Source organism: Pseudomonas palleroniana (genome assembly GCF_003031675.1).
Classification (GTDB): Bacteria; Pseudomonadota; Gammaproteobacteria; order Pseudomonadales; family Pseudomonadaceae; genus Aquipseudomonas; species Aquipseudomonas palleroniana.
Genome location: NZ_PYWX01000034.1, coordinates 81590 through 99980 on the forward strand (window position 1 = coordinate 81590; position 18391 = coordinate 99980).

General features: G+C 63.0%; 16 protein-coding genes. 15 read left to right on the forward strand and 1 reads right to left on the reverse strand.

The genetic code is table 11. The annotated features are described in order from the left end of the window. Positions 1-85: 85 nt before the first annotated feature. The 5 genes from C9383_RS12760 (at position 86) to C9383_RS12780 (ending at position 5248) form a co-directional block, all read left to right on the forward strand. Positions 86-481, forward strand: a complete 396-nt coding sequence (locus tag C9383_RS12760) for a DUF2946 domain-containing protein (RefSeq protein WP_090367063.1) — start codon at positions 86-88, stop codon at positions 479-481. 46 nt (positions 482-527) lie between these two features. Continuing rightward, positions 528-1010, forward strand: coding sequence for a copper chaperone PCu(A)C (locus tag C9383_RS12765; RefSeq protein WP_060755042.1), 483 nt, complete (start codon positions 528-530; stop codon positions 1008-1010). Between the two features lie 11 nt (positions 1011-1021). Continuing rightward, positions 1022-1411: a DUF2946 domain-containing protein gene (locus tag C9383_RS12770; RefSeq protein WP_090367065.1), complete on the forward strand. Its 390-nt coding sequence runs from the start codon at positions 1022-1024 to the stop codon at positions 1409-1411. 95 nt (positions 1412-1506) lie between these two features. Beyond that, positions 1507-3567, forward strand: coding sequence for a TonB-dependent copper receptor (locus tag C9383_RS12775; RefSeq protein ID WP_090367067.1), 2061 nt, complete (start codon positions 1507-1509; stop codon positions 3565-3567). 307 nt (positions 3568-3874) lie between these two features. Next, complete coding sequence (locus tag C9383_RS12780; protein ID WP_090367069.1) at positions 3875-5248, forward strand: PepSY-associated TM helix domain-containing protein; 1374 nt, start codon at positions 3875-3877, stop codon at positions 5246-5248. Here the strand turns inward: C9383_RS12780 and C9383_RS12785 are convergent. After that, a complete protein-coding gene (locus C9383_RS12785; protein ID WP_090367071.1) occupies positions 5243-9826 on the reverse strand; it encodes a DUF4329 domain-containing protein in 4584 nt (1527 codons plus the stop codon). The genes C9383_RS12780 and C9383_RS12785 overlap by 6 nt on opposite strands. Positions 9827-10125: 299 nt before the next feature. On the opposite strand from C9383_RS12785, the gene urtA reads away from it, so the two are divergent. From urtA to C9383_RS12835, 10 genes are all read left to right on the forward strand, one after another. Then, positions 10126-11391 carry an urea ABC transporter substrate-binding protein gene (gene urtA / locus C9383_RS12790; protein ID WP_090367073.1) on the forward strand — a complete coding sequence of 422 codons (1266 nt, stop codon included), beginning with the start codon at positions 10126-10128 and terminating at the stop codon, positions 11389-11391. A gap of 134 nt (positions 11392-11525) precedes the next feature. After that, positions 11526-13028, forward strand: coding sequence for an urea ABC transporter permease subunit UrtB (urtB, locus tag C9383_RS12795; RefSeq protein ID WP_090367074.1), 1503 nt, complete (start codon positions 11526-11528; stop codon positions 13026-13028). Continuing rightward, a complete protein-coding gene (gene urtC, locus C9383_RS12800; RefSeq protein ID WP_090367076.1) occupies positions 13028-14095 on the forward strand; it encodes an urea ABC transporter permease subunit UrtC in 1068 nt (355 codons plus the stop codon). Before urtB ends, urtC begins: the two co-directional genes overlap by 1 nt. Beyond that, positions 14092-14925 carry an urea ABC transporter ATP-binding protein UrtD gene (urtD, locus tag C9383_RS12805; protein ID WP_162493818.1) on the forward strand — a complete coding sequence of 278 codons (834 nt, stop codon included), beginning with the start codon at positions 14092-14094 and terminating at the stop codon, positions 14923-14925. The genes urtC and urtD overlap by 4 nt, the downstream gene beginning before the upstream one ends. A 148-nt stretch (positions 14926-15073) precedes the next feature. Next, a complete protein-coding gene (gene urtE / locus C9383_RS12810) occupies positions 15074-15772 on the forward strand; it encodes an urea ABC transporter ATP-binding subunit UrtE (RefSeq protein WP_090367080.1) in 699 nt (232 codons plus the stop codon). 31 nt (positions 15773-15803) lie between these two features. Further along, positions 15804-16643, forward strand: coding sequence for an urease accessory protein UreD (locus tag C9383_RS12815; RefSeq protein ID WP_090367082.1), 840 nt, complete (start codon positions 15804-15806; stop codon positions 16641-16643). Positions 16644-16646: 3 nt separating this feature from the next. Next, positions 16647-16949, forward strand: coding sequence for an urease subunit gamma (gene ureA / locus C9383_RS12820; RefSeq protein WP_003171437.1), 303 nt, complete (start codon positions 16647-16649; stop codon positions 16947-16949). An 8-nt stretch (positions 16950-16957) separates the two neighbouring features. Beyond that, positions 16958-17470 (forward strand): GNAT family N-acetyltransferase, encoded by a 513-nt coding sequence (locus C9383_RS12825; RefSeq protein ID WP_090367084.1) that lies wholly within the window; start codon positions 16958-16960, stop codon positions 17468-17470. A 5-nt stretch (positions 17471-17475) separates the two neighbouring features. Then, entirely contained in the window at positions 17476-18009 is a 534-nt protein-coding gene (locus C9383_RS12830; protein ID WP_090367086.1) for a GNAT family N-acetyltransferase, read from the forward strand. Next, entirely contained in the window at positions 18006-18311 is a 306-nt protein-coding gene (locus tag C9383_RS12835) for an urease subunit beta (RefSeq protein ID WP_060755055.1), read from the forward strand. Before C9383_RS12830 ends, C9383_RS12835 begins: the two co-directional genes overlap by 4 nt. Positions 18312-18391: the final 80 nt, after the last annotated feature.

Below are 18391 nucleotides of genomic sequence, written 5' to 3' on the forward strand. Positions count from 1 at the left end.
CCAAACCACACCGCCCCTTTTTACTTATCCCCCCCGATCAGGCTAAATACCCGCCTGATCGTTAAACCCCTACGGATTGTCCGCCATGGCCCGTCAACGCTTTGCAATTGTGTGGATCGCCTGCCTTGCAGTGCTGTTCAACGCCTTTGCCATGCCGATGGCCGGGGCGATGCAACAGTCCCAGGACCCCGTGCAGCAATTGCTGTGGGGCAGTTTCTGCTCCTCCAATGGCGCCAGCCTGAAGACCATTGCCCTGGGCAAACTGGAGATTCCGGCGCCGCAGCAGGACGATCATTCCGCCATGCAGCACTGCTGGTGTTGCTCGGGCTCGGCGCCGTTGGTGGCGCTGCCGGGGCATGTGCCGCAGTTGTATGTCACCCGGTTCGACGCCGCGCAGAGCTTGCCGGCGCCCCGAGTGCAAACCCCAACCCCGCGCCAGCAATGGCCCAGCCTAAACCCTCGCGCCTCTCCAACGGCCTGATGTCTTCGCAAGTGAACTGCGTTTAGAACCGTTCTGGAGAACTGCCATGCTCAAATCTTCCCTGCTTCTGGCTGCGTTGCTGTTGCCGGTGTTCAGTGCCGCCAACGCCGAGGACTACAAGGCCGGCGACTTGCTGGTCAGCCAACCCTGGTCCCAGGAGTTGCCGCCCAATGCGCCGACCGTCGCGGCGTATTTTGTGATTCATAACACCGGTGAAACGCCGGACCGCCTGCTCAGCGTGCAAACGCCGGTGGCGGACAAGGCCGAGCTGCATGAGCATGTGATGCAGGGCGACTTGATGAAGATGCAGCAAGTACCCAGCGTGGCAGTGCCGGCCAAGGGCGAGCTGACCTTCGCACCGATGGCCTATCACGTGATGTTGCTGGGGCTCAAAGACCGCAGCCTGTTGACCGATGGCAAGCAGTTCCCACTGGTATTGACCTTCGAAAAAGCCGGCAAGGTGCAGGTACAGGTCTCGGTGCAGAAAGCACCGCCAATGGCCGGCCACGAGCATAAGCACGCCCAATAGGCTGACGCGCAATGGGCGCCCCTCGCGCCAGGCTATCGGTACACCGCCGCGTGAAGCGCGGCAGTTGGATCAGCCTGTTCGCCATGTTGATGATCTTTATCGGTCCGCTGATCTCTCAAGCGATGCCGATGGATCATCACGCCGGTATGTCGATGAGCATGCCGATGGAGCATGGCCAAGCCCATCATAAAAAAGCACCTGACGAACACCACGCACTCTGGGCCAAGTGCGGCTATTGCGACCTGCTCTTCAGCTGCCCGGCGCTGCCCGGCGGCGTTTCGCCGGTGCTGCTCGAGACCCCGCCGCCCGCCAACGCCCTCACCCCCGCCACGCGCCTGGGCCATGCCCGGCAGAGCATCTTCCCCGGCGCCCGCAGCCGCGCCCCACCCATCCCTGCGTAAGCGCACCAAGCACCGTTACTTCACCCCGGCCGACTTTAGACAGACAGCCGCAGGCTGCTGGCCGTGTTGTTTACGAATGATTGATGGAATTTTTCATGTCCAGGTTTTCTGCTGACTCCCGTTTGGGATGCTCCCCCGTTTTCGCCGTTCTGTGCGGCGCACTGCTGGTTCCACAGGCCCATGCCGACGAGCACGAGTTGAGCCCTACCGTGATCACCGCGATCGCGCCGAGCTCGCCGCTGACGGTCATCACCAACCCGAAAGACCCGCGCCAACCGGTGCCCGCCAGCGACGGTGGCGACTACCTCAAGACCATCCCCGGCTTTGCCCTGGTGCGCAATGGCGGCACCAATGGCGACCCGGTGCTGCGCGGCATGTTCGGCTCGCGCCTGAACATCCTCACCAACGGCGGCATGATGCTCGGCGCCTGCCCCGGGCGGATGGATGCGCCCACCTCGTACATCTCACCGGAGACCTATGACAAGCTGACCGTGATCAAAGGCCCGCAAACCGTGCTCTGGGGCCCAGGCGCATCGGCCGGCACGATCCTGTTCGACCGCGAACCCGAGCAGTTCGGTGAGCTGGGCACGCGGGTCAACGCCAGCGTGCTGGCCGGTTCGAATGGGCGTTTCGACAAGGTCATCGATGCCGCCGCCGGCGGGCCGCTGGGCTATGTGCGGGTGATCGGCAACCAGGCCCACGCCGATGATTACAAGGACGGCAACAACAAAACGGTCGCCTCGCGCTACGACAAGTGGAACGGCGACGTGGCCGTCGGTTTCACGCCCGACGCCGATACCCTGCTGGAACTCACCGCCGGGCGCGGTGATGGAGAAGCGCGGTACGCCGGGCGCGGCATGGACGGCTCGCAGTTCCTGCGCGAAAGCCTGGGCCTGCGTTTCGAGAAATCCAACATCGGCGAAGTGCTGGACAAGGTCGAAGCCCAGGTCTACTACAACTATGCCGACCACGTGATGGACAACTACAGCCTGCGCGTACCGTCGGGCACCGGCATGATGGCCGGGCCGATGGCCTCCAACGTCGACCGTCGCACCCTCGGCGCCCGCATCAAGGCCACCTGGCGCTGGGCCGATGTGCAATTGATCAGCGGCCTGGACGCGCAAACCAATGAACACCGCCAGCGCAGCAGCATGGGCATCGACACGTACAAGGATCTGCCGCGCAACAAGGACGCCAACTTCCACAACTACGGCGTGTTCGGCGAACTGACCTGGTACGCCGCCGACCGCGACCGCCTGATCACCGGGGCACGCCTGGACCGCGCCTCGGCCAAGGATTTTCGCCAGACCACCGGCTCGGGCATGATGTCCCGCCCCAACCCCACCGCCGACGACACGCGCGCCGATACCCTACCCTCGGGCTTCGTGCGCTACGAGCACGACCTGGCTGACACACCCACCACCGTCTACGCAGGCTTGGGCCACGCCGAACGTTTCCCGGACTACTGGGAACTGTTTTCCCCCAACACCGGCGCGGCCGGCTCGGTCAACGCCTTCGATGGCGTCAAGCCTGAGAAAACCACCCAACTCGACTTCGGCGCGCAATACAAAACCGCCGATCTGGAAGCCTGGGCCTCGGGTTACATCGGCCGGGTGCAGGACTTCATTCTGTTCGACTACAGGCCGGGCATGATGGGCACCACCTCCCAGGCACGTAATATCGATGCACGCATCATGGGCGGTGAACTGGGCGCAGCCTACAAGCTGACGCGCAACTGGAAGGCCGACGCCACCCTTGCCTACGCCTGGGGCAAGAACAGCAGCGATGGCAAGGCACTGCCGCAAATGCCACCGCTCGATGCCCGTTTCGGCCTGACCTACAGCGAAGATGACTGGAGCGCCGGCGCCTTGTGGCGGGTGGTCGCGGCACAGAATCGCATCGCCCAGAACCAGGGCAACGTGGTCGGCAAGGACTTCGACAAGAGCGGCGGCTTTGGCGTGTTCTCGCTGAACGCCGCGTACCGCATCAATAAGAATTTCAAGGTCAGCACCGGCGTCGACAACCTGTTCGGCAAGGCTTATGCCGAGCACCTGAACCTGGCCGGTAATGCCGGGTTCGGCTACCCGGCCAACGACCCGCAAGCCCTCAAGGAGCCGGGGCGCACCCTCTGGACCAAAGTCGACATGAGCTTCTGACCGCCTCGCGGCAAGCCCCCTCCCACATTTGCAATGCATTCCAATGTGGGAGGGGGATGTAGAACACATCATCTGTAGTGAGCGGGCTTGCCCGCGCTGGGTGGCGCAGCCGCCCCAAACCCAGGCACCTCGGTCCTCCTGAAATACCGCGGCGTCTTTATTGGGGCGGCTTCGCCACCCAGCGCGGGGCAAGCCCGCTCACTACAGAGTTTGGTCGCGGCAGGTTCTCTTAACTGACCAGCATTAGGGCTTGCCCCCGATAGCGGCCTACCTGACACAAAAAAACCAACGCCTTGCGGAGCCCCTGATGTCCACTCAAAAAGTTTCCTTCTACAACCTGGCCTGGCGCTGGCACTTCTACGCCGGCCTGTTCGTCGCCCCGTTCATGGTGCTGCTGGCCCTCACCGGCATCATCTACCTGTTCAAACCCCAGCTCGACCCGCTGATGTATGGCGACCTGCTGACCGTGCCCAGCGCCGAGCATGCCCTGAGTGCCGATGAGCAATTGCAACGAGCCCAGGCCGCGTTCCCCCAGGCCCGGATCAGCAAATACCTGCCACCGGCCGACGCCACCCGCAGCGCGCAGTTCGTCATGCACAACGACGGCCGCGAAGTGACGGTATTCGTCGACCCGTATCGTGGCACCGTGCTCGGCCAACAGGACGCCAAATACAACCTGCAAGCCATCGCCCGCGCCCTGCACGGTGAGCTGATGATCGGCACCGTCGGCGATCGCCTGGTGGAACTCGCCGCCGGCTGGGGCGTGATGCTGGTGGTGTCGGGCCTGTACCTGTGGTGGCCGCGAGGCAAGTCGGCGGCCGGTGTGTTGTGGCCTCGGTTGAATGCACGCGGCCGGGTGTTCTGGCGCGATATGCATGCCGTGGTCGGTTTCTGGGGCGCCGCGTTTCTGCTGGTGATGCTGCTCAGCGGCATGACCTGGACCGGCTTCTGGGGCAAGCAGTATGCGCAGCTGTGGAACCGCTTCCCGGACGCCATGTGGAACAACGTGCCGCAATCCGACCAGCAGGCCCGCACCCTCAATACCGCCAGCCAACAGACCGTGCCGTGGGCCGTGGAAAACACACCCATGCCGATGTCCGGCGACCATGCCGAACACATGAACCACGGCGCCATGCATACAGGCCCGGCCGCACCGGCGCTGCGCCTGCAACAAGTGGTCGACCTGGCCAGCGCACGCAAGGTCGAGCCCGGCTACAGCATCACCTTCCCCACCACGGCCACCGGCGTGTTCACGGTCGCGGTGTTTGCCGATGACCCGCACAACGACGCCACCCTGCATGTGGATCAATACACCGGCAAGGTCCTGGCCGATGTGCGCTGGGAACACTACAACAGCGTCGCACGCGCCACCGAGACCGGCGTGATGCTGCACGAGGGCAAGATGTTCGGCGTGGTGAACCAGATCATCGTCTTGCTGATCTGTCTGATGATTCTACTCAGCGCGGTCAGTGGCCTGGTGATCTGGTGGAAGCGCCGCCCGGCGGGCGGCTTAGGCGTTCCACCGCTGCGCCATGACCTACCCACGTGGAAAACCGCAATGGTGATTATGTTCGGCCTGGCGCTCCTGTTCCCGCTGGTGGGGGTTTCACTGGTGTTGATGTGGGCCTTGGATCGGCTGGTGTTGTCACGATTTTTCTGGCAAAGCGCGAGCGGCTCATAGCTCGTCTTTGGTCGGCACCAGCACCACCTCGCCGACCGACGAGGCCAGGTCGGCGCCGAGTTTTCCGCGCAGACGCCAGAACGCCGACGGGTGAATCACCCGCAACTCACCGAGGCGCGCCAGCTCCAGAACCACATGGGCGGGGGCTGGCGCATACGCAGTGTAGCCGCCGGCCTGGGACCATTTGAGGCCGGTGTCCAACAGGTTGTACTCATCGTTGCTGAAACTTGGCTGGTAGCTCAACAGGGCACCATCGCGTGTGGTCAGGTACAGCGCGTTGATCGCCACCCCGGCACTCTTCAAGGTGTGAACGTAGAAACCTACTTCACGCCACGAGACGAAGGACCTGCGGTAATTGTCTTCACTCGCCCTTGCAGGCTGGTCGAGCCCGTCGTGAAACACCAGGTGCGCGGCGCAGAACCGGTAGCCATCAGGCAGCTGCGGCACCCTGCGGGCCGGGCCGATGCCCTTGAAAGCCTGGGGGAACAAGCGCTCGGCGACCAGGGAGGGGTAGCCCTGGTCCAGCGTCGGAAGGACCGGCAGGTAGCCACTGCCCGCCGTGTTTTTCAGCTGCGCCCCCAGGAACTGTTTACCGGCAAACTGCCCCGCCAGCTCATGGATATGCAGCGCCGCATCTTCAGTATGGATGTACACCGGCCCCAGGCTCAGGGTGTGTTCGTCGGGTGCCGGCACGCCCTGCGAACGTCCCGGTTGCCACTGGCTGTCCACCACGCCAAGGCCCGGCCAGTTGTCACTGGAGCGCAGGATGCGCAAGTCGCCGGCCGCCGCCATGCGCCGGATGAAATCGCGCGGGCTCAGCACCCGTGCGTGCAAATCCGACTGGTCGCGGTATTGAACAAACCGATCGTTGACCACCACGAACTTAAGCAAGGCGCCGTCGGCACAGAAGATGTACAACGGCAGGCTCGCACGCTCACGGGTGCCACGGACCTGATACAGCGCATCCTTGAGGTCGTAGGGCGAAAACAGCCCTTGGAAGATCTTGTCGCCACTGATGACACCAGAGGGACGCAATTCGAAAGGCTGCGACACGCAAAAGTACAGCCCTGCCATTGCGTAGCCACGCGGGTAACCCGCGTCACTGAACACCCGTCGATGGGCGAACCGCGCACCACTGTCCTTGATCGGCAAGGTCGCGACGAAGTGGCCGTCCTGGGACTTGAGCAGAGAACCGATCTGCAGCTCGTCGCACGTCGTCAGCGCCGGGGACAACGACCGCGCAGCATCGTCCAATTGAGTACAGACCGGTCCAAACGCCGGGTCATGCCGCGCTCGTACATAACCGCGCTCGGCGCTCTGCGGCGTGGCGTAAGGCACCCAACCCGACACCGGCCCTGGCGCGCCCCACAGCGCGCTACCCAGCACCACGTCCAGGGAGAACGAGGCAGCGACCCGATTGACGTACTCCACTGGCGTCAACTCGCCGGAGCGCAACACGCGTTCAGTCTCGCCATAGAGCCAGTCGCGACGGTTGTGCGGACGCATGACCAGGTTGGCCTGGGTGATCAGCGGGTATTTGACCCGGGCCGTCGCCAGCAGGCGAATCAGCGAGCCGTCCTGCCCCAGCGAGTAGTGCGTGATGCCCTTATGCCCCTCACTCATCGCATGGGCCAACAGCCGGGTGGAAAATATGTTGCTGTACACGGTGGCCTGCTCGCTCGTCAGCAGGAACGGCATGCGCGTCACTGGACGCGAAGAATAATAGGCCACCAATTTACAGCGCTCGGGGTAAAGCCCACGGGCCACCAGCTCATCGGGAAACAACCCGCTCTGATCCAACGCCTCATCGGCAAGCCATAACGGTTCGCTGGCGATGAACCAGCCGTCATCGCGACGCAGAATCGCCCCGCCGTAGCTTCTTGTGCCACCCCCTCGTGCCATTCTGCTGCACACATAGCGCGCGGCATCGTCCATCGACAGGAACGCCGCGCTCATGCGCCGACGCGGCAGATGCGCATAAGCCTCCCAGGTGCCCGAGACGATGCCCGGGCGGTCCCAGCAGGGGCTGGCAGCAACCACTCGCAACTCACCGGCGGCAGCCACCTTGTGCACGAACCCAAGCCCGTCCAGGGTACCAAAACTCAACTTGGCCTTGATCTGCTCGACGCTGTCACCGCTGCTCTCGGCCTCGAACAGACCACCGGGCGAGGGCGAGCGGTAACTCAACAAAGCACCTTCCGGCGGCGCGATGTAAATCGTCGCACCACGGCTCGATGAGGGAATCGCGGTGCGCCCCTCAATGATGGCCGTGCTCAAATCATCGGGCAGGATAAACAGTCGCTCCAGCCATGCCGTCGAACGGCTGCCCGCCATTTGCCGGGTGTAGTACACGCCCTGGCAGGCAAAGCCTTCAGGCACCGGGTTGGCGGACACGCCAGGCAGCGACAGCAGTGGGGTTTTCTGCGTGACCGGCACCCACTCGCTGGCCACATATTCTTCACGGCTCTGGTGCTTGAAGATGAACGCGAAGAACACGCTGGCATAGCGCGGGTAGGCGCGCTCCGGTTGCCGATGCTGCAGGTCCAGGGCCGCGGCGTCGGCGCTGGCGAACACCGCGCCATAACTCAACTCGTCGGGCCGTTGAAACTCCAGCACCCGCACGAACGGCGCCCAATCCGTCTCGACCTTTTCCGCCGGCCCCCACAGCGTGCTGGCGGTCATCACGCGCAGCGTGCCAGGCTCGGCCAGAATGCGCACAACATCGGCAGGCTTGATCGCGCCGCTGTCCAGACGCTGAGCGATCGGGCTCATGCCGCCGGAGGCCGGTGTCTGCCACTGCTGGCGCCAGGCCGGCGTGGCCTCGCCCGGCTGGAAGGCGATCAGGCTGTCCTGTGTTCCCGAGAGGTAACCCGGACAATGGGATTGCAGGATGGCCTGTATATCCAGGTCGCTGAACATCTGCGCATGCAGCTCGGCTTCCTGATGGCTCCACTTGAGTCGCGTGCCCTGGGCGCGATCACTTTTCCACAATGCCTGGCGCGCCCCATATCGCGCATGCAGGCGATGGCCGGCGTGCAAAATGATCAGGCCACCTTGGCGGTCCTTCGGGTAGCCGCCATCCAGCGCGAACGGGCTGCCCTGAGCCCGCACCGGGTCAGTGACGACGAAGCGCCCGTCGCTGCGTTGCAGAATCAACCCGCCATAGGCCTGGTCGCGCTGCTCGTCAATGTGCAGGTGCGCATGCCGGGCGGCGTCGTCGGCCGATAGAAAAGCCTGCTTGAGCGGCATCAGTACGCGGTTCGAATAGGGGCGCCAGTGTGCGTCGACCACTCCGGGGCGATCCCACAGGGCACTGGTTTTTTCCACCGTCAGCTCGCCGGCCCTGGCCACACGCAGCACATAGTCGCGCGTCAGCAAGGCGCCGCCGGCCAACTGCGCCTGCAAGCCCTGATCACGAACCGCACCATCGGCCTCAGTCGCAAACAGCAGTGATTCGTCCGCCGAGCCGGAGAACCGATAACGCAACAGCGCCTCGTCACGCAGGCGAATAAACAGCGAGGCGCCCAGGGTCGAAGGCTGTGCCAGCGCATAGCCACGAAACTGGGCAATGCACTGCGCCAGCTCCAGCGGACTGATGAAGTTCTTGTACAACCAGGCTTCCAGCTCGGGATAGTTGCCAGGCAAGGGTCGCGAATGCACGTACACACCGTGCAGGTGGAAGCCTTCCGGCAGGGGCGGCAGTTGCTTGAGCTGAGCGGGCGGTTGCGGCTCGGCGGCGGTATACAGGCCTTTGACGCTGTGCTGTAACACCAGCACCTGCTGTCGTACGGTGGGTTGGCGCTGGATACGCGTCGAGGCATGTGCAAGCGCCTGCTGTACTTCTGCGTACACCGGCCCGCAAGCTATCGGCAACTCGGGTGCCTTGAACGCCTTGTAGGGTTCCCAGTCAACCGGCACGTCTCCCACCGAACCACCCCACACCGGGCTGGACACCACAAAGCGTATCAACCCCACAACGGCCAGCGCTTTATAGGCGCCCTCTTCCGTCCCTTCCCGGTCATGGGCGGAGGTCCACGTGCCTTCCCGGCGCAGCCAGCGCACACGTTGCTCTTCGGCACGGGTGTTGGTGGATTGGTAGCGGATCAATTCGCCACTGGGGCCGGATAAGTAGGCGTAAGGCAACGAATGGCGCAGACGCCAATTGAGAATGATATCTCCCGTGGCGAAAAACCCGTTAAACGCCTTGACCTGTTGCAGCGACCACGTGGGGTTCTGACGTTGGGTTTCGTCATAGCTCTCTGGGTGCGAATGCAGCCCCGCGACCAGACGGTAACCCTGTGGGCTCACCAGATCGCCGGTTTGACTGTCGCGCTCAAGTATCTTGGCGAGATCAAAGAGCTTTTCTTCATCCCGAACCGGCTCGGTCGCAACAAACAATTGGTCCGAGAGGCGTTGCACGATCACGCTGCCGTACTCGACGTCACGTCGACCGCCTATTTGCTCGTGCACGTACCGCGCCGCGTCATCAATATTGAGAAAGGCCGGCGTGAGCTTGGGCAGTTTAGAGTGGCCGACGGGGATAGCCGCACGCTTTGCAGGTTGGCTGTGTTCGTCCATGAAAAACACCTATTCACTAAGAAGTTGATCAATCAGGCCCACACAGGCGGGCACTGAATCGTCCAACATCTTGGAAGCGCCCCCGTGCAAAGGGGCGCTACATAAATCAAACCAGCACCAAGACAGCTCACTGCCATGCCCAATTACGCCGCAGAGGAGCCACAATGGTGCGCGATACGTAAACCGAAGCAGCCAACCGCCCCGCCAGTGAGGTTTTTTGACTTAGGCACAGCCCTTGCTATCTCCAGTGCAACGCCCCTTAACAGCCATCCAACAAAAATCGGCACGGAGAACGCACCATGAAGCGTCGCAGCTTGATCAAGGCTTTCACTCTTTCGGCATCCATTGCCGCCATGGGCCTGACCTGGACCGTACAGGCCGCCGAGACCATCAAGGTCGGCATCCTGCACTCTCTGTCCGGCACCATGGCCATCTCCGAGACGTCGCTCAAAGACATGGCGCTGATGACCATCGATGAGATCAACGCCAAGGGCGGTGTGAACGGCAAGATGCTCGAACCGGTGGTCGTCGATCCGGCGTCGAACTGGCCGCTGTTCGCCGAGAAAGGCCGACAGTTGCTGACCCAGGACAAGGTCGCCGTGGTGTTCGGCTGCTGGACTTCGGTGTCGCGTAAATCCGTGTTGCCGGTGTTCGAAGAACTCAACGGCCTGCTGTTCTACCCGGTGCAATATGAAGGCGAAGAGATGTCGCCCAACGTGTTCTATACCGGTGCGGCGCCGAACCAGCAGGCGATCCCGGCCGTGGAATACCTGATGAGCGAAGAAGGCGGCAGCGCCAAGCGCTTCTTCCTGCTGGGCACCGACTACGTCTACCCGCGCACCACCAACAAGATCCTGCGCTCGTTCCTGCATTCCAAAGGCGTCGCCGACAAAGACATCGAAGAGGTCTACACACCGTTTGGCCATGCCGACTACCAGACCATCGTCGCCAACATCAAGAAGTTCTCCGCCGGCGGCAAAACCGCAGTGATCTCCACGGTCAACGGCGACTCCAACGTGCCGTTCTACAAGGAACTGGCCAACCAGGGCCTGAAAGCCACCGAAGTGCCGGTGGTCGCATTCTCGGTCGGTGAAGAAGAACTGCGCGGCATCGACACCAAACCGCTGGTGGGCAACCTCGCTGCCTGGAACTACTTCCAGTCGGTGGAAAACCCGGTGAACCAGAAATTCGTCGCAGACTGGAAAGCCTATGCCAAGGCCCACAACCTGCCGGGCGCGGATAAAGCGGTGACCAACGACCCGATGGAAGCCACCTACGTGGGTATCCATATGTGGGCGCAGGCCGCCGAGAAAGCCAAGTCCACCGACGTCGATAAAGTGCGCGAAGCCCTGGCCGGCCAGACCTTCGCCGCGCCGTCGGGTTTCACCCTGACCATGGACAAGACCAACCACCACCTGCACAAGCCGGTGATGATCGGCGAAATCCAGGCCGATGGGCAGTTCTCGGTGGTGTGGCAGACCCAGGAGCCGATCCGCGCCCAGCCGTGGAGCCCCTACATCCCGGGGAATGACAAGAAGCCGGATTACGCCGTCAAGAGCAACTAAGCCCGCGGTACTGATCGTTCCCACGCTCTGCGTGGGAATGCATCGCGTGACACTCTGCGTCACAACGCGGACGCAGAGCGTCCAAGGCGGCATTCCCACGCAGAGCGTGGGAACGATCTATAGGAAACTTGTTTATGCCCACTGCCCTTTACCGCTTCATCCTGACGGCCCTGCTGTTGCTGCCCTTTGCCGCACACGCCAACGACGCCGAAGACTTCCTTGCCGCCAACCCGGCCCAACAAGCCAAGCTGCTCCAGGACTGGGCCGCCCAGCCCGACCCTGCACGCATCGAGTTGGTGGACGCCCTGCAACAAGGCCAACTCACGGTCAACGGTGAAACCAAAACCGTACGCCTGAACAACCGTCTGCGCGGCCTGATCGACAACGTACAAGCCAGCCAGCAATTGCTCGCTGCCGATCCCAAGCTGCGCTTGGCCGCTGCACAGACCCTGCAAAAAAGCGCACAGCCCACGCAACTGAAATTTCTCGACCAGCAAGTCGCCGCCGAAACCGACGAAGGCGTGCATACCGCCCTCAGCTTGGCGTTGGCCAACCTGCAATTGGTGGACACCGACCCCGTTGTTCGCCTCGCCGCCGTACGCCTATTGGGTGGCACCGGCGACCCGCTGGCGCGCACCCGCCTTGAAGCCCTGCTCGCCCCCGGCGTGGAAACCGATGCGGCCGTGCACACCGCCGCCGAAACCAGCCTGGCCCAGGTCAAGCGTAAATTGATGCTGGGCGAACTGCTCGGCCAGGCGTTCAGCGGCCTGTCGCTGGGCTCGATCCTGTTGCTTGCGGCGCTCGGCCTGGCGATTACCTTTGGCCTGCTCGGCGTGATCAACATGGCCCACGGCGAGATGCTGATGCTCGGCGCCTACTCGACCTACGTGGTGCAATTGATGATGCAGCGCTATGTGCCGCATGCCATCGAGTTTTACCCGCTGGTTGCGCTGCCGGTGGCGTTTTTCGTCACCGCCGCCATCGGCATGGCCCTGGAACGCACGGTGATTCGTCACCTCTATGGCCGCCCGCTGGAAACCCTGCTCGCCACCTGGGGCATCAGCCTGATGCTGATCCAGCTGGTACGTCTGGTATTCGGCGCCCAGAACGTCGAGGTGTCCAACCCCGCATGGCTGTCCGGCGGTATTCAAGTGCTGCCCAACCTGGTGCTGCCCTATAACCGCATCGTGATCATCGCCTTCGCCCTGTGCGTGGTGATGCTGACCTGGTTGCTGCTGAACAAGACGCGCCTGGGCCTGAACGTGCGCGCCGTCACCCAGAACCGCAACATGGCGGCCTGCTGTGGAGTGCCCACCGGGCGCGTGGACATGCTTGCCTTTGGCCTGGGCTCCGGCATCGCCGGCTTGGGCGGCGTGGCGCTGAGCCAGATCGGCAACGTCGGCCCGGACCTGGGCCAGAGCTACATCATCGATTCGTTCCTGGTGGTGGTGCTCGGCGGTGTCGGCCAGTTGGCCGGCAGCGTGACGGCAGCCTTCGGGCTGGGCATCGCCAACAAGATCCTGGAACCGCAGATCGGTGCGGTGCTGGGCAAGATCCTGATCCTCGCGCTGATCATTCTGTTTATCCAGAAACGCCCGCAGGGACTCTTCGCACTGAAAGGACGGGTGATCGACTGATGAACCAACCATTGATGCTGACGGCCACGCAGAAGGCCGGCCCCAAGCTGACGATTGCGCTGGGCGCGCTGGTCCTCGTGGTGTTGCTCGCCCTGCCGCTGCTGTCATTGTTGCCGCCGGACAACGCGTTGCATGTCTCGGCCTACACCCTGACCCTGGTGGGCAAGATCCTCTGCTACGCCATCGTCGCCCTCGCGCTGGACCTGGTGTGGGGTTATGCGGGCATGTTGTCCCTCGGGCACGGCCTGTTCTTCGCACTGGGCGGTTACGCCATGGGCATGTACCTGATGCGCCAGGCCGCCGGGGATGAGTTACCGGCGTTCATGACCTTTTTGTCGTGGACCGAATTGCCCTGGTACTGGGTCGGCACTCAACACTTTCTCTGGGCGTTGTGCCTGGTGGTCCTGGCGCCGGGCCTGCTGGCGCTGGTGTTCGGTTTCTTCGCCTTTCGTTCGCGGATCAAGGGCGTGTACTTCTCGATCATGACCCAGGCCCTGACCTTTGCCGGGATGCTGTTGTTCTTTCGCAACGAGACCGGCTTTGGCGGCAACAACGGTTTCACCAACTTTCGCAGCATCCTCGGGTTCGGCATTACCGAGCCTGGCACGCGAGCGGTGTTGTTCGTCGCGACGGTGCTGTTGCTGGTCACGAGTCTGTTGATCGGTTGGCGCTTGGCCAAGAGCAAGTTCGGCCGGGTGCTCACGGCCCTGCGTGACGCGGAAAACCGCCTGATGTTCTGCGGCTACGACCCGCGTGGCTTCAAGCTGTTCGTGTGGGTGTTGAGTGCAGTGCTGTGCGGCTTGGCCGGGGCGCTGTATGTACCGCAAGTGGGCATTATCAACCCCAGCGAAATGTCGCCGACCAACTCCATCGAAGCGGCCGTTTGGGTGGCCTTGGGCGGGCGCGGCACGTTGATCGGCCCGCTGCTCGGCGCCGGTGTGGTCAACGGCATGAAGAGCTGGTTCACCGTGGCGTTCCCGGAATACTGGCTGTTCTTCCTCGGGGCGCTGTTCATCATCGTCACCCTGTACCTGCCCAAGGGCGTTATCGGGCTGCTGAAGAAATGAGGAACGTCATGCTTGAACCTATTTTCGATGCCGGCATCGGCCGCGACGCCATCGGCCTGGGCCAGGCCGCCGGCAAGGGCCTGAATACCCGCCACGGCACCATTTTGACCCTTGAGAGCATCAGTGTGAGCTTCGATGGCTTCAAGGCGCTCAACGACTTGAACCTGTACATCGGCGTCGGTGAACTGCGCTGCATCATCGGCCCCAACGGGGCAGGCAAGACGACGCTGATGGATGTGATCACCGGCAAGACCCGCCCCAGCCAGGGCCACGCCTGGTTCGGCGAAACCCTGGACTTGACCGGTATGAGCGAAGTCCAGATCGCCCAGGCCGGGATTGGCCGCAAGTTCCAGAAACCCACGGTGTTCGAAGCCCTCAGTGTGTTCGAAAACCTGGAGCTGGCGCAGAAGACCGACAAGTCGGTATGGGCCAGCTTGCGCGCGCGCCTGAGCGGCGAACAGAAAGACCGCATTGCCGAGGTACTCGACACCATCCGCCTCAGCGCCTCGGCGCAGCGCCCGGCCGGGCTCTTGTCCCATGGCCAGAAGCAGTTCCTGGAAATCGGCATGCTGCTGATGCAAGACCCTCAGTTGTTATTGCTGGACGAACCGGTGGCAGGCATGACCGACGCCGAAACCGAATTTACCGCCGAACTGTTCAAGCGCCTGGCGGGCAAGCATTCGTTGATGGTGGTGGAGCACGACATGGGCTTTGTCGGCTCGATTGCCGACCACGTCACCGTGTTGCACCAGGGCAGCGTGCTGGCCGAAGGGTCGCTTGCGCAGGTACAGGAAAACGAGCGGGTGATCGAAGTCTATCTCGGTCGCTAAACCTGCCACGGACCGCTGATCGTTCCCACGCTCCGCGTGGGAACGCATCCAGTGACGCTCCGCGTCACGACTTTAAGAGCGACGCGGAGCGTCCTGAGCGGCATTCCCACGCAGAGCGTGGGAACGATCGATTGAGGAGAGTTTGAACATGCTGCAAGTCGACAAGTTGCACCAGTATTACGGCGGTAGCCATATCCTGCGGGGGCTGTCCTTCGAGGTGAAGATCGGCGAGGTGACTTGCCTGCTCGGCCGTAACGGCGTGGGCAAGACCACCCTGCTCAAGTGCCTGATGGGCCTGTTGCCGGCCAAGGAAGGCGCAGTCAATTGGGAGGGCAAGGCCATCACTGGATTCAAGCCGCACCAGCGCGTACAGGCCGGTATCGCCTATGTGCCCCAGGGCCGTGAAATTTTCGGGCGGCTGACGGTGGAAGAAAACCTGTTGATGGGGCTTTCGCGTTTTCCGGGTTCAGAAGCCAAGGAAGTACCCGCTTTCATCTACGAACTGTTTCCGGTGCTGCTGCAAATGAAGCATCGGCGTGGCGGCGACCTGTCCGGCGGCCAGCAGCAACAGCTCGCTATCGGCCGGGCGTTGGCCAGTCGACCGAGGCTGCTGATCCTGGATGAACCCACCGAAGGCATCCAGCCGTCGGTGATCAAGGAGATCGGCGCGGTGATCAAGAAGCTTGCTGAGCGCGGGGATATGGCCATCTTGCTGGTCGAGCAGTTCTACGACTTTGCCGCCGAATTGGCCGACCAGTACCTGGTGATGTCTCGCGGTGAAATCCTGCAGCAAGGCCGTGGTGAAAATATGGAACGCGAGGGTGTACGCGGCTTGGTAACCATCTAATCTGTAGCCTTCTAACGATAAGCACTCTGCCATGAACCTGCCCGTTTCCCCTGCCCTGTTCACCCCCAGCTGGCATGCCGCGCTGGAACTCGGCTACGCGCGTTTCGGCGACACGACGCGCCCGGTGATGCGTCGCCACCTCGGCCCGCTACGGGTGCAAAAGCACTTGTACGCTGAAGGCCCCGAGGTGTGCCAACACATCATCGTGCACCCGCCTGGCGGAATCGCCGGCGGCGACCGCCTGGCGATCAGCGCACGGGTGGGCGAAGGCGCCTGGGCGCAGTTGACCAGCCCCGGCGCGGCCAAGTGGTACCGCGCCCAGAGCCCGGCCTTCCAGCACCTGGACTTGACCGTCGAAGCCGGCGCCACCCTGGAGTGGCTGCCCCAGGAAACCATCGTGTTCAGCGCCGCTCAAGCCGAGCTCAGCACCCGTATTGAGCTGCACGGCGACGCCCGGCTGTTCTACTGGGATGTGGTCGCCCTGGGCCGCCCGGCCAGCGACGAACGCTTCGACCTCGGCCACTTTCAATCACACCTGGATATCCGCCGCGACGGCCGGTTGCTCTGGCATGAGCGCCAGCGCATTGTAGGTGCCGACGGTTTGCTCGACTCCCCCATCGGCCTGGACGGGCAGCCGGTCTTTGCGACGTTGCTGCTGACGGCCGACATCGAGCCTGAACTGCTGCACACCTGCCGCGCCCTGCCCCACGCCGTGCGCGGCGACCTGACCCAACTGCCCGGCCTGCTGGTCGCCCGCTGCCTGGCCGGCGAAGCGCTGCTGGCACGCGCCTGGCTGATCGATTTATGGCGGCTGCTGCGCCCGGCGACGCTGGGCCGGGAAGCCGTTTCACCCCGAATCTGGAGCACCTGAACCATGGACCTGACCCCACGGGAAAAAGACAAGCTGTTGATCTTCACAGCAGGCTTGGTCGCCGAGCGGCGCCTGGCGCGCGGCGTGAAGCTCAACTACCCGGAAACCATCGCCTACATTTCCGCCGCCTTGATGGAGGGTGCCCGCGATGGCCGCACCGTGGCCGACCTGATGCACTACGGCACCACCTTGCTCAGCCGTGAACAAGTGATGGAGGGCATCCCGGAAATGATCCCGGACATCCAGGTGGAAGCCACCTTCCCCGACGGCACCAAGCTGGTCACCGTCCACCAACCCATCGCCTGAGGCCCCCCATGATTCGTGATGCAACCGAACAGGATCTGCCGGCGATCCGCGATATCTATAACGACGCGGTGCGCAACACCACGGCGATCTGGAACGAACAACCGGTGGACCTGGCCAACCGCCTGGCCTGGTTCAGTGCGCGTCAGGCCCAGGGTTATCCGGTGCTGGTGTCCACCGAAAACAATGAAGTCACCGGCTACGCCTCGTTCGGCGACTGGCGGCCGTTCGAAGGTTTTCGCTACAGCGTCGAGCACTCGGTGTATGTGCGCAGCGACCAACGCGGTAAAGGGGTCGGTCCACGCTTGATGGAGGCCCTGATCGAACGCGCGCGGGCTTGCGGCAAACACGTCATGGTCGCCGCCATCGAAAGCGGCAACCAGGCCTCGATCCGCCTGCATGAGCGCCAAGGTTTTATAACGACCGGGCAGATGCCCCGAGTAGGTATCAAGTTTGGCCGCTGGCTGGACTTGACCTTCATGCAACTGGCCCTGAACCCGGGTGCCGAGCCACCCCAGGAGTGACCCCGATGAGCGCCACGCACCTGCGTCGAGTGAATGCTGAAAGTTTTGCCCATTACCGTCTGGGCCTGGTCGAGCTGTTGCTGGACGCGGTCAAGCATGGCGCCAGCGTCGGGTTCATGGCCGACTTTGATGAGGCCCAGGCCCGCGTCTATCTGAGCGGCGTGCAGGCCAGCATCGAGGATGGCAGCCTGTTGCTGTGGGTGGTGGTCCGTGAGGAGCAGGTAATAGCCAGCGTGCAATTGGCGCTGTGCCAGAAAGCCAACGGCCTGAACCGCGCCGAGGTGCAGAAGCTGTTGGTGCACAGCAGCGCGCGGCGTCATGGCCTGGGCCAACAATTGATGCATACCCTGGAACTCGCCGCCCGCCAGCACAAGCGTGGCCTGCTGTACCTGGACACCGAGGCCGGTTCGGCCGCCGAAGCCTTCTACCAGGCGCTGCGCTACACCAAGTTGGGCGAATTGCCCGATTACTGCCAAAGCCCGGACGGGCGCTACACCCCGACCGCCATCTACTTCAAGACACTGGGGCAACCTGCATGATTCCTGGCGAATATCAGATCCAGCCTGGCGACATCGAACTCAACGTGGGCCGGCGCACCGTCAGCCTGAGCGTGGCCAACAGCGGCGACCGACCGATCCAGGTCGGCTCGCATTATCATTTTTTCGAGACCAACGACGCACTGACCTTCGACCGCGCCGCCAGCCGTGGCATGCGCCTGAATATTCCAGCGGGCACGGCGGTGCGGTTTGAGCCGGGGCAAAGTCGTGAAATCGAGTTGGTGGATTTGAGCGGTGGACGGCGGGTATTTGGCTTCGCCGGGAAAATCATGGGTGATCTTTAGGGGCTTCACTGATCGTTCCCACGCTCCGCGTGGGAATACATCCGGTGACGCTCCGCGTCACGACTTTAAGAGCGGACGCA